10 protein-coding genes and 3 pseudogenes are annotated in these 14262 nt (G+C 55.0%); 4 read left to right on the forward strand and 9 right to left on the reverse strand.

The window, feature by feature from the left end; all coding sequences use genetic code 11:
• The coding region (locus Q1M04_RS12455) for a type I restriction-modification system subunit M (protein WP_300448003.1) at nucleotides 1-916 on the reverse strand (916 nt) is incomplete at its 3' end.
• A gap of 1655 nt (nucleotides 917-2571) precedes the next feature.
• Here Q1M04_RS12455 and Q1M04_RS12460 point away from each other — a divergent pair.
• From Q1M04_RS12460 to Q1M04_RS12475, 4 genes and pseudogenes are all read left to right on the forward strand, one after another.
• The gene (locus Q1M04_RS12460) at nucleotides 2572-3123 is read left to right on the forward strand and encodes a replication initiator protein A (RefSeq protein ID WP_300448005.1); all 552 of its coding nucleotides are present in this window, start codon (nucleotides 2572-2574) and stop codon (nucleotides 3121-3123) included.
• Nucleotides 3081-3488, forward strand: a pseudogene (locus tag Q1M04_RS12465) (DUF6017 domain-containing protein); the annotation flags it as partial. The gene Q1M04_RS12460 and the pseudogene Q1M04_RS12465, both read left to right, overlap by 43 nt.
• Nucleotides 3489-3519: 31 nt before the next feature.
• Nucleotides 3520-3744, forward strand: a pseudogene (locus tag Q1M04_RS12470) (DUF3846 domain-containing protein); the annotation flags it as partial.
• A gap of 195 nt (nucleotides 3745-3939) precedes the next feature.
• Nucleotides 3940-4107, forward strand: a pseudogene (locus tag Q1M04_RS12475) (site-specific integrase); the annotation flags it as partial.
• On the opposite strand, the gene Q1M04_RS12480 reads toward Q1M04_RS12475, so the two are convergent.
• From Q1M04_RS12480 to Q1M04_RS12515, 8 genes are all read right to left on the reverse strand, one after another.
• On the reverse strand, nucleotides 4071-6029 hold the full coding sequence (locus tag Q1M04_RS12480) for an ABC transporter permease (protein WP_300448008.1): 1959 nt from the start codon (nucleotides 6027-6029) through the stop codon (nucleotides 4071-4073). The pseudogene Q1M04_RS12475 and the gene Q1M04_RS12480 sit on opposite strands and share 37 nt — an antisense overlap.
• Nucleotides 6010-6768, reverse strand: a complete 759-nt coding sequence (locus tag Q1M04_RS12485; RefSeq protein ID WP_295757190.1) for an ABC transporter ATP-binding protein — start codon at nucleotides 6766-6768, stop codon at nucleotides 6010-6012. Before Q1M04_RS12485 ends, Q1M04_RS12480 begins: the two co-directional genes overlap by 20 nt.
• 78 nt (nucleotides 6769-6846) lie before the next feature.
• A complete protein-coding gene (locus tag Q1M04_RS12490; protein WP_300448010.1) occupies nucleotides 6847-7857 on the reverse strand; it encodes a sensor histidine kinase in 1011 nt (336 codons plus the stop codon).
• Entirely contained in the window at nucleotides 7854-8522 is a 669-nt protein-coding gene (locus tag Q1M04_RS12495) for a response regulator transcription factor (RefSeq protein WP_300448013.1), read from the reverse strand. Before Q1M04_RS12495 ends, Q1M04_RS12490 begins: the two co-directional genes overlap by 4 nt.
• A 527-nt stretch (nucleotides 8523-9049) precedes the next feature.
• Nucleotides 9050-11050 (reverse strand): ABC transporter permease, encoded by a 2001-nt coding sequence (locus Q1M04_RS12500; protein WP_300448016.1) that lies wholly within the window; start codon nucleotides 11048-11050, stop codon nucleotides 9050-9052.
• Nucleotides 11047-12267 carry an ABC transporter permease gene (locus tag Q1M04_RS12505; protein WP_300448019.1) on the reverse strand — a complete coding sequence of 407 codons (1221 nt, stop codon included), beginning with the start codon at nucleotides 12265-12267 and terminating at the stop codon, nucleotides 11047-11049. Before Q1M04_RS12505 ends, Q1M04_RS12500 begins: the two co-directional genes overlap by 4 nt.
• On the reverse strand, nucleotides 12245-13132 hold the full coding sequence (locus Q1M04_RS12510) for an ABC transporter ATP-binding protein (protein ID WP_300448022.1): 888 nt from the start codon (nucleotides 13130-13132) through the stop codon (nucleotides 12245-12247). The genes Q1M04_RS12505 and Q1M04_RS12510 overlap by 23 nt, the downstream gene beginning before the upstream one ends.
• Before the next feature lies 1 nt (nucleotide 13133).
• Nucleotides 13134-14231 (reverse strand): hypothetical protein, encoded by a 1098-nt coding sequence (locus Q1M04_RS12515; RefSeq protein WP_300448025.1) that lies wholly within the window; start codon nucleotides 14229-14231, stop codon nucleotides 13134-13136.
• Nucleotides 14232-14262: the final 31 nt, after the last annotated feature.

Raw genomic sequence — 14262 nt, forward strand, 5'->3', positions numbered from 1 at the left:
AGACGATCAACTCAAAAGGCTCGTCATCCCAGTGCTGGGGCGCGGTCAGGGTATCCTCGCAGGCGATATCAAACTTATCAAAGCCCACATCGTGGAGGAACATATTGATGCGGCAGAGGTTATAGGTCGTGATGTTGATCTCCTGCCCAAAGAAGCCGTTGCGGATAGCGTCCCGGCCCAGCACCTTTTCCGCCTTCAGCAGCAGGGAGCCGGAACCGCAGGCGGGGTCATAGACCTTGTTGATCTCCGTTTTTCCCACGGTTCCAAGGCGGGTCAGCAGCTCAGACACATCAGCGGGGGTGAAAAACTCGCCGCCGGATTTCCCCGCGTTGGAGGCGTACATGGTCATGAGATATTCATAGGCATCGCCAAAGGCGTCTATATCGTGATCCTTTACATCGCCCAAATTCATCTCCGCCACGCCGTTGAGGAGCTTGACCAGCTTTTCGTTGCGTTTGGCCACTGTCGCGCCCAGTTTGTTGCTGTTCACATCATAGTCGTCAAACAGACCCGCAAAGCTGCTTTCAGACTGGCTGCCCTTGGCGGATTCCTCAATATGGCGGAAAACTGCCTCCAAAGTTTCGTTCAGGTTTTCATCCTGGGGTGCGTTCTTCCTGACATTGCAGAACAACTCGCTGGGCAGGATGAAAAAGCCCTTTTCCTCCACCAGTCCGATCCTTGCTTCTTCAGCCTCGCCGTCCGGCATATCGGCATAATGGAAATCCGCATTCCCCGCATCCCATTCGCCCCGGTTGATGTAATTCTCCAGATTTTCAGATATATAACGGTAGAACATCGTGCCAAGAACATAATTCTTAAAGTCCCAGCCGTCCACCGCACCTCGCAGTTCATCAGCAATCGCCCAGATTGCCCGGTGGAGCTCATCGCGTTCCTGTTCCTTCTTCATGTCAGCCATGATTATTCCTCCATCTGTGCGGTTTCGCCATATTTAACTATAATCATACATGAATTTTGTAATTTCCGCAATAAAAATTTTCCGAATTATCAGCTGCTACGTTATCAATCTGTATTTCATCATCCTGACAAATTCATCCATTGGCGTTATACTACATACAACAGCAATTGATTGGAAAAGACATTTTAAATAATTGTCCTGATTATAACAGGCTTTCCCGAAAGAGATTGGATATCATCTACAGGCTTATCGCTGTACCCCAGGCACATTTTTGTGTCTGGGATAAAAGTAAATGACCGTCCAATCGGATACTTTTTCGGGGAAGCCTGCCATGATTTCAGTTTGAGGGAGCGGGCCAAGGGAAGCCATACGACACAGCGCCGAGCAGGGTTGCCTGTCAGGAACCGGATTGGGTAGAACGGCTGCTTTACGGCGATGGCCCACGAAATCAAACTGAAGGAGATGTACTATGCAAAACACAAAAACTGAATACAGTAGCTCTGAGCGAACTCCTGTCGTTCTGCCGGAGATGGAACAGCTGCTCCCGCCGTTAAGCGGAGAGCAGTTTTCTGCCTGTCCCTGCTGCGCTCCTGCTGGTTCATGGAGTGCGCCGCCTTTTGTGTCTGGCAGGACGAGAATGGCGAGGAGGATATCCTTTCCCAGGCCAGGAAAACGTAAGAACAGGGTGTATGATTGACACCCTGTCTCTCTCTTTTTAGAAAACAAGGTGAATCTATAGCACCAGGCAGGAGGCAAAACTCACATAGGAAAGAAACTGTGCCGTTTCTGTTTCAATCATCACACCGTCCTCATCCCAGCAAATAAAAGTCAGATTACCGCTGGAAGAAGGCCCCGCCTTCGGCGGGGCCAAGGCCCTCGCCGCCTCTGGCGGAGAGGACGCAAGCATAGCAAAAATGTACATTTTTGCACTTGCAGGGGTAAATTCCCTGATCCCAATGCCGCCTGCGGGCGGGTAGTTCCCCTGCGTCACCGTCGAAAGCAGAATAAGTTAGTATTCGCAAAAGCAAAAATGGTGTTCCCTGCCCCGATCTGGCAGAGAATGCCATTTTGCACATGGAAAGGAGCGAAAATGGCAATATTTCGTGTCGACAAAAATGGAAATTTCCAAGTATTCGGAACAGACCGTGGAAATCCATTATACTGACATTGGATTTATCGGCGAAACGAGGGAAGAAGAAAAGTCCCAGCAGGAAATTACAGCATGATTCCTGCTGGGGAATTCCCCCGGATTGTAGATACCCCTATCAGGAGGAACCCAAGGCTGTTCAGGCGTTGGAAAGCGCGCATATGGCACTAAATACAGAAAGAAAAATGTATATAACACTATATGCTGTTATTTTCTGGAAACGAAGAAATCCATGAGCAATTTTAATCAGAGAGGATTTTCGGATTTGCCACCATTCTTTTTCCATTACAATACGCCCTTTGGTGGGGGCAGACTGGGGGGTGATAAGGAACCGTTTCAAATAAAGGACAAACGGGCAGCAACCCGGTAATACCGATTTTAATTCATATCAGCCGCACGGTAACTGACGGATGTTCAGCTACTGTGCGGCTTTTTTTGTTTATAGATAACCCGGCCCTGGTGACGTAAATCGCCGGGGCTTTTTTCATTTAGACAGGAGGCTTTGAAAATGCCGGAAACTTTGAATCTGAATTACTACTACGGGAATGAAGCCGACCAGTACAGCTTCTACCGTATCCCCAAAATCCTATTGACCGACCGACGCTACAAGGGCGTATCGCTGGAAGCAAAGGTGCTGTACGGCCTGCTGCTTGACCGCATGGGGCTGTCTGCCCGCAATGGCTGGCTGGACGATAACGGGCGCGTGTTCCTCTGCTTCACCCAGGAAGAAGCTATGGCCATGCTGGACTGCGGCAAGGACAAGGCGACAAAGCTGTTCCGCGAATTGGAGGGCATCGGCCTGGTGGAACGGAAAGAGCAGGGCCAGGGACATCCCGCCCGCATTTACGTTAAAAATTTTATTCTGGAACCGCAGTCTGCACCCCTAAAAACCAGCGGTCAAGAGTGCGGAGTATCCGCCCCTAATAATACTGATATAAATAAAACTGAAAAAGCGATACTGATCTATCCCCCCCTACCCCCTCAGCGGTTTCTTCTCCTGCTGGTAAACGCGCTCCGCGCAGGATGGGATTGGATGAGATGGAAAGGTACCACGAATTAATTTTAGAAAATATCGACTATGACATTCTTCTGGAACGGAACCCCTACGGCAAGGACTTGCTGGACGGCTATGTGGAGTTAATGCTTGAAATCTGCTGCTCCACACGGAAATCTGTCCGTATCTGCGGGCAGGAAGTACCCACCGAGGTTGTCAAAAGCCAGTTCCTGAAGCTGAACAGTGAACATATCGGCTATGTCATGGACAGCCTGAAAAGCAATACTGCCAAGATTGGCAAACATCAAGGCGTACACGCTGGCGGCGCTCTGCAACGCCCCCCGTCACGATGGGGCAATATTACACAGCCCTTGTCAGCCACGATATGGCGCACGGGCTGCTGGACGGTTAAGCTGCCCGGCGCTTTGTGATACATCAATCAAACCAAAGGAGGACTTTTGCATGGAACATGAAATCAACATTCTGGTAGTGGAACCGGGCAGACCGCCCAGACCGGCACGGGTGGACAACTCGCTGGAAACTTTTTCACAGCTTGTCGGCGGTGGGCTGGCAATGGGCTGCTTCCTGCTCCAGCGGGTCATGCTGCGCTACAACGAGGACGCTAACCGTCAGGGACTGCCGCCCAACCGCTGCAATCCGTTTGTGAATGAGTGCATCAGCGGTACATTTTTGACCGCCTTCGTGATCCAAAAAAATTTGTCCTTAAAGGGCAGCCCTGGTTTCTCACCCCCTCCCGCAGACCCCATTTCAAGGCCGTTTTTTAGTGGGAAAAGAATAAGGACAAAGCGCCGCCTTCTTGCAACGCAAGGGTTTTCCGATGTGTCCTTATTATGCCATAAGGGCACACATTCTGGGTGCTGGGCTCTGCAAAATAGGGTGGACGTGAAAACCTTCTCCGCCATGCTGGGTCACTACAGCGCCGGGTTCACCCCAGACACCTATGCCCACGTGAACACCTCCATGCAGAAACAGGCGGCCGCTTCTCCCTGCTCCTACTGCGGCAATACATTCCGCCTCAAGCTGGTATAGGCCAGCAGAATGTAGATGGCATAGATCAGGAAGAAAATCCCCAGTGAGATTGCCGCAATGGCCCCAGGGCTGTTCATCCCCACCATCACTCCCGGCTCGGGGGCGCGGGACAAGTGGAGGATAAAGGGTATGCCGATCAGCACAGGGGGCACGGCGGGCAGGACATAGTAAATCGTGAACTGGCGGCCCAGGGCCTTTGCCATCTCCCGCCGGTCCATCCCCAGCTTTTGCAGGAGCTGGAACTGCTGCCTGTACCGCTCTGTCTCGCTGAGCTGCTGGATGGTGAGAATCGTGGCGGCGGTCATGGTCAAGGCCAGGGCCAGATAGAAGAGGGGAAAGACGACCAGGACCGTCTGGGCCGCCTCTTCCGCCTTTTCCGAGGCTCTGGTGTGAATCTCATCATAGCTTGGCTCCAGAAGATTCTGCTCTCCCAGCCTGTAATTGATGTCACACAGAAGGTCAAATTGGGACTCCGCCACCGGCTGGGCAGTCTTGGCCGCATAGGCGTGGTGAAACACCGGAAGGCCCTCCGCCGCCTCGTCCGGCACCACGAGGATATACCGCGCCCCGTTGCCCGTGTCGTAATTTTGCATCAGGTGTTCCGCGTGGACCCCGCCGGGAATCAGGCTGGCGCCTCCCAGGGAGATGGGCTGGGTGTAGCCGGTCAAGTGCTTTTCCAGGTAGGCCCTGCAGTGGATGAGATACTCCCCCGGCTTCAATTCCACCGGCGGGTATCCGGCAATGGCGCGGAGCGCGGCGTAGTCGCTGTACCGCAGCACCGGGTCCCGGTCAAAGTAGCGGTGATAGTCCTCTCCCATGCGCTCCACATAGTCCATGACCCGGCTGTCCTCCGCTTGGTAGACGCAGTAGTGCAGCTCCCGTTCTACGGAAATATTGTCCTGGATGAAATCGAAATAATCCCGGCTGACCGGTCCGTCGCCGGCAGCGCCGATATACAGGTCGAAGCAGGCGCTTTCCGCCGCACGGCCCGCGAAAAGCCCCCGGAAAACCAACCCGGACCCCTCGGAGATCAGGGTGGCCGTAAAAATCATGGAGATGGTGGCCATCAGCACACCCATGGTGGCCAGCTTGGCTGTCAGGGTACGAAACACCAGCAGGCTTTGTCCCCGGTACTTCCGGGCGGGCCGCCGGTCGAAGAAGGCGGGTACACCGGAGGCGAAGCTAAGGAAAAAGCCGAACAGGAACGCAATGACGCATCCCGCCCCGATGACGCCCAAAATAGCGCCTCCCGCCATCAGCAGACAGGTTCCGGCCACACCCAGCACAATGGAGAAAGAGAACATCCAGCGGCGCACAGTTCCCGTTTGAATGACCATGCCCTCGTTAGCGCGGTCAACATAGATCAGGTCGTGGATATTCGCCCTGCGGATATATTTGCGGCTGCGGCGAAGGGCAAAGAGATAGATCAAGGCAAAATAGAGGACCGTCAGCCCCAAGGCGGGGAGGGAAAAGCCAAACGAAAAGGCGTAGGGCTGGCCGAACAGCGCCAGCACAATGGCGCGGAAGGCCTGATAGAGCAGCCCGCCCAGGGCGGTCCCCAGCACCAGGGCACAGCCGCCCACAGCCAGATTTTCCAGAAAGAACAGCCGGGCCAATTGCCGGTTTTCCAAGCCAATGAGCAGATAGAGCCCCAGCTCCCGGCCCCGGCGCAGAAGCATGAATCTGGTGGCGTAGGCCACCAGCCAGCCAAAGACGCACACCACCACCACGCTGGCCAGCACAATCATCAGGGGAAGTACGGAGATACCCTTGGACAAGGTGATGATCTCCTGAGAGAATACCAGCCCGTTAAACGAATACAGCAGGGCCGCGGCCATGACCACTGTGACAAAGTAGACCAGATAGTCCCGGGCCTGCCGCTTGGCGTTGCGCAGGGAGAGCTCAGATAACGTCACTGACATCACCCCCCAGCGCGGCCAGAACATCCAGAATCTCATGGTAAAACACAGGCCGTCCCCGTTCTCCCCGGAGCAGCTCGTTGAACACCCGTCCGTCCTTCAGGAACAGCACCCGTTTGGCATAGCTGGCGCTGTAGGCGTCGTGAGTGACCATGAGGATCGTGGCGCCCAGACTGCGGTTCATGGCGGTCATGATTTCCAGCAGATTCTTGGATGCTTTGGAGTCCAGGGCCCCGGTGGGTTCGTCCGCCAGCAGCAGGGACTGCCCCGCCACCATTGCCCGGGCGACAGCGGTGCGCTGCTTCTGGCCCCCGGAAACCTGATAGGGAAATTTCGTCAGGACGTCGGTGATGCCCAGTTTTCCAGCCACTTCCCGCACTCGGTTTTGCACCGTTCCGGGGTCCTGGTGATTCAGGGAGAGGGCCAGGCCGATGTTTTCCTCAATGGTCAGGGTATCCAGCAGATTGAAGTCCTGAAACACAAAGCCCAGCCGTTCCCGGCGGAACTTGGCCAGTTCGCCTTCCGACAGGCCGGCGATACTCACCCCGTCCAGGAGAATCTCCCCGGCGCTGATGGTGTCGATGGTGGAGATGCAGTTGAGCAGGGTGGTTTTTCCGCTCCCCGACGCACCCATGATGGCCAGGAACTCCCCGGCCTCCACATCGAAGCTTACCCGGTCCAGGGCTTTGGTGACATTGTTTTTGCTTCCGTAATATTTTTCAATGTTTTGTACCTGCAGCATATCGTTTGCCTCCTTTGCTTGCGGCTCTATGGTACACCAAAAGCGAAGGCCGTTGTATCGAAGTCCTATTGATTTACCTTACAGTTTTGTAAGGTTTTCCTTTGCGGGAAAGGTCAGCGTTACCGCCGTTCCCTCCCCCTCCCGGGAAGAAATATCCAGTCCCAGCTCCAGAAAACCGGCCAGCTTCCTGCATAGATACAGGCCCATGCCGGTAGAGCCGCCGCGAGAGCGTCCATTGCTGCCGGTGAAGCCCCGCTCAAACACACGGGGCAGCTCATGGGCGGGGATGCCGATGCCGTTGTCGAAGACGGTAAGCCGCACCTGTTTTCCGAGGGGACGGGCCGAGATTGTAATGACCGGAGCTTCCCCCCGGTAGCGGGCGGCGTTTTGGAGCAGTTGGCCCAGGATAAAGACCGCCCATTTTTCATCGGTATAAACCGTGCCGCCCAGCCCCTCTGTCTCCACCTGGATGCCGTTTTGAATCAATAGGGAGCGGTGGTTTTCAATGGCCTGGGCGGCAATTTTCTCCAGCTCTGTCTTCCGGAGCAGGCAGTCTTGCTCCGGGTTTTCCGCCCGGGCATAGAACAATGCCCGCTCTACATGGGCCTCGATTTGACCAAGCTCCGCTGTAAGCTTCCGGCGGGTGTCCCCGTCCAAATCCCGGCAAATAAGCCGGGCGGCGGTGATTGGGGCCTTGATTTCATGCACCCAGCGTTCCACATACTCCCGGTACTCCCTTTGGGATGCCTGGGCGTCGGACACCGCCCCCGTCATGGCCCGGCCCGCCCGGCGGGTTAAATTGAACAACCGCCGGGCATAGAGGTTTTGGGGAGGCGGGACGCACTCGGCAAACAAATATTTTTGGTCCAAACTGTCCAGAATGAATTCCAGCTCCCGAAGATAGGCACGCTGACGGGAAAAGTCGTAAATCTGTGCCGCCGCGAAAATAAGCAGCAGGACAAACAGCAAAATAATCAGAACCCCCGGCTGCGTTCCTGTGGCAAAGAGGAACAGCGCCGCCAGTCCGATACAAATCAGTTGGAGCGCAAGCCGCCCCAGCCGGTCCGACAAAAATTCCAGAAGGGTCATAGCTGATACCCCATTCCCCGCCGGGTCTTGACGGCACCGGGCAGGCCAAGCGCCGCCAGTTTCCCCCGCAGCCGGGTCATATTCACGCTGAGCGTATTGTCGTCGATGTAAATCTGATGGTCCCATAGCGTATCGATCAGATCGGCCCTGGAGACAATTTGTCCCGCGTGAGCCATCAGGCAGGCTAATATTTGCAGCTCGTTTCGGGTGAGGTCCGCGGTGTTTCCGTTGGCCGACACAACGCCTTTTGTCAGGCTCAGGCACAGCCCGCCAGCCTCCAGAACATCCGCCTGCGCCGGCCCGCCTCCGGTGCGGCGCAGGACGGCCTTGATCCGGGCCAGCAGGACGGGGACGCTATAAGGCTTGGTGATGTAGTCGTCCCCGCCCAGGCTCAGCGCCCGCACCTCGTCCACACCGGCGTCCCGGCTGGTGACAAAGACCACCGGCGCGGGAATAGCCTTCCGCAGCGCCGCACAAAGAGAGAAGCCGTCCTTGCCCGGAAGGCCGATGTCCAAAAGGATTAAGTCCGGGCGTTCCAGCGCTGCCTGAGCGGGTATATCGATAAAGTCCGTAATTACCAGAGACGTATATCCCTCATTTTCCAGGAGCAGCGCCAGTTCCTCCCGAATGGCCGGGTCATCTTCTACGATCATGATCTTCTGCATGCGATCTGCCTCCGTAAACTGTTTTTTTCATCATAGCACGAAAGCGCGGCAGATGTCCACAGTGGGAACGATCATCGCGGGAATCAGAGGCCCGCAAAGAGTTTTTAGACAAATTTTGATCGTTTATAGGCGTTTCTGCTCCGTTTCATTTGCTTTCCAATACTCTTTGAAGCCAGTGTTTCCACATGTTCCACGTCTGTCTGCGGCTAATTATGTGGTCAGGAAATAGAGCGCATTGCTGCATGTTCGCCGGGATACCCAACAGCATCATTTTCTATAGTTAAAAAATACAGCTGGACTGTGACAACCGGCAGGCTGCTCCCTATTTAAGGTACAGTCTGCCGGTAATTTGTCGGATTGGTCCCCTATCAAATATTGTGCAGCAAAACAAAGAATAGAGTCCCTGGCTTCCCAACTAAAGCCTGATTTCGTTTTCGACTTTTCCTCTCAAAGATGATAAGCCGTCATCAGCCTTCTGCCGCGCTTTTTTCGCCTTGCTCTGACGGATGCTTGGCGCTCCCGTACCGTCACGGCTCAAAAACCACCTCCTTCCCGTCCGATTTTAGAATCATGGTAACTTTCTCGCCGTCATACCCAACAGACAGGGCCGGGTCATTTGAAACCTTCAGACTGCCAACGCCATCCCTGCCGCACAGATAAACTCGGTCGGAATCCATGCGGTTGATAAAGTACAGCCCCTGCCCGGTCAGGCAGAAGTCAGAGGCAACCATATTCCGAAACGGTCTTGCCTTGTGGGTCTTGGTGTCATACGCTGTCAGCAGAGAATTTTCGTTGATGAAGTAGATCGTCCGCCCATCAAACGCTATATTCCCTCCGGTGGGGATGTCCAGCACCTGCGTTCGCTGGATCGTCCTGCTCACTTCCGTAATCCCATCATTCGTAATGAAAAAGAGGCTGTCGCTGTTTAGGAAAAAGCCGTAGCAGTATTGCAGAAACATCCAGGTATCCCCCACGGTATAATCAATTCCCAGCAGAGATCGCCCGCTGTCCGTTATTTTCTCGAAAATAACCTGTTCCTCAAAAGTTTCTGTATCAAGCCGGACGATGGACACCTGGGTAGCGGTACTGTTGTAGCTGCCGACCCGATCCACATACTGTTCCGTACGGGAGGTCATATAGTAAATATACGGGGCATCCATATAGACGGCTTTGACAAATTCCCCATCCGAAAAGGCCCCGAACAGCGGAGAGAGGGGCAAATCCGTCAAGGCGCCGGCTGCCCGGTTTTCAAGAGTGTATCTCCGCGTCTGATCGTCGTAGGTCACGCTGTAAGCTTCCGACGCACTTTGCGAGGATGAATTGAATATCCCATTTGCGGATTCTGCGGCAGAGCAGCCGGACAGCGAGAGCAGCACCAGCAGGCAGAGCGCGGCAGCCCCGCGGCCTCTGACGAATTTTCTTCCAAACTGCCAGCAGTTTGTGTTTTGCCGCAGGACCCACCATACCATGAGGGCGCAGCACACAGCGGACAGGCCCAGCAGGGCCAGCAGCTCCTGGGGGGAGCGCTCCGAGAAAGTCACGATGGGTTCTCCTGTCAGCGAATCCTCCACAGAGGAAGTCCCTTCCAGGAAACCGGTTGCCAGCAGAAACGGCAGGGGCAGCGGCAAGCGATAGCAAATCTGTCTGGACAAGCCGATGTACGGTATCAAGGTGGATGCCACCCCGATCACCACCGTCAAAGCATATTTCTTCACCAAAACGGAGGTAAAGAGCAGCAGGGCGGCGAGATACACCGAGCCAAAGCAGCGCAGGACGGTCAAAATCAGATACGCGGCCAGCAGGGAGATATTTTTTGTACTGCCCCCGAAACTGGCGATACTCTGAACAGGGTACTCCCCGTGGGGCAGGCCGTATTTTATTCCGAAGAAAGCAAAGCGAATCAGGGCCAGCCCTCCGCAGAGAGCGAACACGGCGCAGAGGGTCATGACGGCTTTGCTTCCGGCGCTCTTGCGGCTCTGGGCCGCCGTCCGCAAAAGCGCGTCCATCTGGCAGCTATACTCCGAGCAAAAAACCGCAGATGCCAAAATCAAAATGACAAGGAACAGCGGGAAGTCCAGCGTTTGGGCGGAAAACAGCCCCGCCCAGCCGTTTGTTTTCAGAAAGTAACGATTGCCGGTGTCCTCGCAGATATATAAATATTGCCGGTACGCGGCTTCAAACCCATGCTCATGGGCCAATACCGTGTTGACCTCCGCGATCTGCCGCTCATACTGTTCCTCTGTGATCTGGCCGCTGTAATAGTTTTCCTGGGATTGAGATCGGGTACTGCGGGCCTCCGTGATAGCCTGGGCCTCCTGCTCCAGCCAAGCGGCCTTTTCCTCTGTGCAGGCCCCGTCCAGCCGTTCCAGATACCACTCGTATTCCTCGCGGTATTCTTCCATCGCGCTGTTCTGCGGCCTGTCGGCCGCGGCCAGCCAAACCGTGCCGGCCAGGAGCGCGGCCAGGATATAGAGCAGGCCCCGCTGCATAACCATCAGTTTTTTCCATTCATAAGAGAAAACACTCATTTTGCCCTCCGAACACAGCGGTGACCGTTTTCCGCTGACAGAAAATAAATCATAGCAGCAGCCGCAAGGCCCGCGATCAGGGCAAACCATGCTGCGGCCTGCCAGGTCAGGACGGGGAATCCGCCCAGGTTTACAAACTCTGTTTTGCCCAGGAGAACACGGTTTGCCAGCAGAGAATAAGGGTTCAGCACCTTTGCCCAGAAGAAATTGGAGTAGGCGCAGGCGGCTCCGCTGACGGTCAGCGCCATACAGAGCGCAAAGTCAATGACAAAGGGGAGCAGGGCATTTTTCCAGAACATCGAAACCAACAGCCAGAGCATCCCCATCACCCATGCGCCGGCGCATTTGAGGGCAGCAGACAGGAGGACATACTGAAAAATGCTGAGATTGACAGAGACTTCCGCAAAGTTCGGAATCGCGAACACCGGCAGGGCCAGCCCTTCCAAGGTCTGAAAGGAGGCCGCAAAGCCAATCAGGTCGAGGAAAGAGAACCACAGCGAGGTCAAAAGCAGAAACAGGGTGGCCGCGAGAATTTTCGCCAGGACTGTTTTTCTGCCGCCGTTGGGACTTACCAGCAGCAGCATATCCATCTGCGTCTCCCGTTCGCTCACAAAGGTTCCGATGATCCCATAGAGGCAGAGCAGGAGGGTCAGGACAATGGAAAAATCATAGTTCAGATAGTAATTGCACATTTCCCGGTAGGCAAAGGCGGGGATGGTGCGGCCAGCATATAGGTTATAGATTGCGCCGCTCTCCCTTTGCTGGTAGACCGCTCCCCGTTCCCCATAGAGCGCGGCGCTTTGCCGCGCTCTGTTTGCCGCTTGCTCCGACCGGCGGCTGTACTCATAGGAATACTGCATAGGCTGCACAAAATACTTGTCCAGCAGGTTCCTGTCGCTGTACAGGTTCCCGGTCATCGTGTTGGGGTCATCGGTGGCTGTGCTTGCGGTCATATCTGACGTGGCCTCCACAAGTGGCTGATAAACCGCAAGCAGGCGTTCGATCTTCTCCGGGGTGATTTCCCCCCGGTATTCCTCATAGAGCTGCCAATGAAGCGTGTGCCAGCTCCGCTCTCCGTTCCCGTCCGTCAGATAGGAATAGGATTTGTATTCGCCATAGATTTTGAACAGGTTGGCGAGGCTGAACACCACAAAGAGCGCCAGAATGGAGCGTTTGCAGAACTGCTTGATAAATTCATACCGTATCAGGCGTACCATGGCGCTCCCCCCTGCAATAGTACAAGAACACATCCTCCAGGTTGGGCTGGACAGGCTGTGCGGTCTTGAACGGGCATCCGTCCTCAACCATGCGGAGGGTAAACCGTCCGTCCTCCTGTTTCATGTTGCTGACGCAGTACATATCGGTCAGCAGCGCGGCGTCCTCGGCCCCGGCGGTTATATTCCACACCTTGCCCGCAATGTTCCGTTCCAGCGCGGCGGGCGTTCCCTGCATGAGCAGCGTCCCCTGTTTCAGCAGCAGGATTTCCCGCGCGATGCACTCAACATCGGAAACGATGTGGGTTGCCAGCAGGATCGTCCGGCCCTGGGCAAACCGGGAGATCAGGTTCCGAAACCGGATCCTCTCGCTGGGGTCAAGACCGGCGGTAGGCTCATCCAGAATCAAAATCTTCGGGTCGGACAGCATGGCCTGCACAATGCCGACGCGCTGGCGCATACCGCCGGAGAGCGCGCCGATTTTCTTGCTCCGCGCGTCCGTCAGGTTCACCGTGGCCAGCAGCTCCGAAACTCGGGCCTCCGCTTCATGGGTGGGAATGTCTTTCAGCGCACACATATAGAGCAGGAAATCCTTGACGGTAAAATCCCGGTAGAAGATAGGATACTGCGGCATATAGCCGATTTGGGACAGGAACGCTTTGCCCAGCGTTTTCACATCCCGGCCCTCCACCCGGATCGTGCCGCTGTCCCCGCGCAGGATGCCCACAAAGATATTGATAAGCGTGGTTTTTCCGGCCCCGTTTTCACCCAGCAGGCCGTATACGCCCTCGCTCAATGTGGCGGTAAAGTTTTTCAGCGCATATTTTTTCTTGTATTGCTTCGATACGCTTTCAAATGTAATCTCCATGTTATTCACCAAAGGTAAATGTAGACACCAGCGTATCCACTTCACCGATGCTGCCTCCGAGAAGCACCACGGCGGTCTTGGCCTCGTCCAGAAGGTAAATGCTGGGGATGCGGTAGAAGTATGTTTTATTGGAATTTTGAATGACTTTGGTGGCAAGCAGCTTGCCGGAAGCCGCTTCATAGACACGAACGGTCAGGCTGCCGTCCAAAACGGCGGTGGCGGCATAGTTCCCCCGCTCCGAGCTGTACACACCGTTACGGCCCTCGTTCTTGGTTGCGAAGGAGAGCGTGCTTTTGTCTCCGGTTTTCCGGTCAAGCCAGAGCAGCGTCCTGTCATTGCGGGTAAAGGTCTGGGGGAAGAACAGGCGGTCGGTTCTGCGTTGGATTTCCTCAATGCTGTAAGAGGACGGCTTGGTGAGCTTCAAATTGCTGCCGTCCAAGGCAAGGCTCCCATAGATGGAAAAACTGTTCTCACCCTTTTTGGCGGGAATGGACTGACCTCCGCCATAGAACATGATCTGGCTGTTGTCCTGGGAAAACGCAACGCCATCCACAACGGAAATTTGAATCTTGGATGTGCCGGCCTTTTTCGTCAAATCAAGCAGAGTGGTGCGCTTTTCTTTTTCCAGATCATACAGATACAGCCCTTTCAGGGTGGCGATTGCCAGCTTCTTTCCGTCCGTGGAGGCCGCTGCACCGGTTTCGCTGACCACGAAGTCCTCCGTCAAAAGCTGATTGACCGCAATTTTCTTGGTCAGCGTAAGGGCGCTGTCATAGATATACGCCATCATGCCGTCATCGCCCATGCCGGAGAGAACATAGCCCTTGTCAATGGTCTGGACCTCAAAGGAGCGCAGGGGTGTTTCCGTTTTGGCCAGCACCGAGCCTGTGGCGGTATCATAGAGGTACAGCTTATCCGCCGCTACGAAAAGCCTTCCATCCCCGGCATAGGCGCACTCCCGGATTTTTCCGTCAAACTGGGAGGAATTAAACACACACTTTACGGGGCCGGCTGGCGCCGCCAGAGCGCTGGCTTGTCCGAAAGACAGCGACGCCACTGTAAGGAGCGCGGTTAAAAGCAAGCAAATCGTCTTTTTCATGTTTGGATTCTCCTTTATCCATTAAAATTAT

Source organism: uncultured Oscillibacter sp., from assembly GCF_950073225.1.
Classification (GTDB): Bacteria; Bacillota; Clostridia; order Oscillospirales; family Oscillospiraceae; genus Oscillibacter.

Excerpts from the sequence above, each read along its gene's own strand:
- Q1M04_RS12460 (WP_300448005.1), top strand. The coding sequence starts at position 2,572 with ATGCCGGAAACTTTGAATCTGAATTACTACTACGGGAATGAAGCCGAC.
- Q1M04_RS12480 (WP_300448008.1), bottom strand. The coding sequence starts at position 6,029 with ATGTCAGTGACGTTATCTGAGCTCTCCCTGCGCAACGCCAAGCGGCAG.
- Q1M04_RS12485 (WP_295757190.1), bottom strand. The coding sequence starts at position 6,768 with ATGCTGCAGGTACAAAACATTGAAAAATATTACGGAAGCAAAAACAAT.
- Q1M04_RS12490 (WP_300448010.1), bottom strand. The coding sequence starts at position 7,857 with ATGACCCTTCTGGAATTTTTGTCGGACCGGCTGGGGCGGCTTGCGCTC.
- Q1M04_RS12495 (WP_300448013.1), bottom strand. The coding sequence starts at position 8,522 with ATGCAGAAGATCATGATCGTAGAAGATGACCCGGCCATTCGGGAGGAA.
- Q1M04_RS12500 (WP_300448016.1), bottom strand. The coding sequence starts at position 11,050 with ATGAGTGTTTTCTCTTATGAATGGAAAAAACTGATGGTTATGCAGCGG.
- Q1M04_RS12505 (WP_300448019.1), bottom strand. The coding sequence starts at position 12,267 with ATGGTACGCCTGATACGGTATGAATTTATCAAGCAGTTCTGCAAACGC.
- Q1M04_RS12510 (WP_300448022.1), bottom strand. The coding sequence starts at position 13,132 with ATGGAGATTACATTTGAAAGCGTATCGAAGCAATACAAGAAAAAATAT.
- Q1M04_RS12515 (WP_300448025.1), bottom strand. The coding sequence starts at position 14,231 with ATGAAAAAGACGATTTGCTTGCTTTTAACCGCGCTCCTTACAGTGGCG.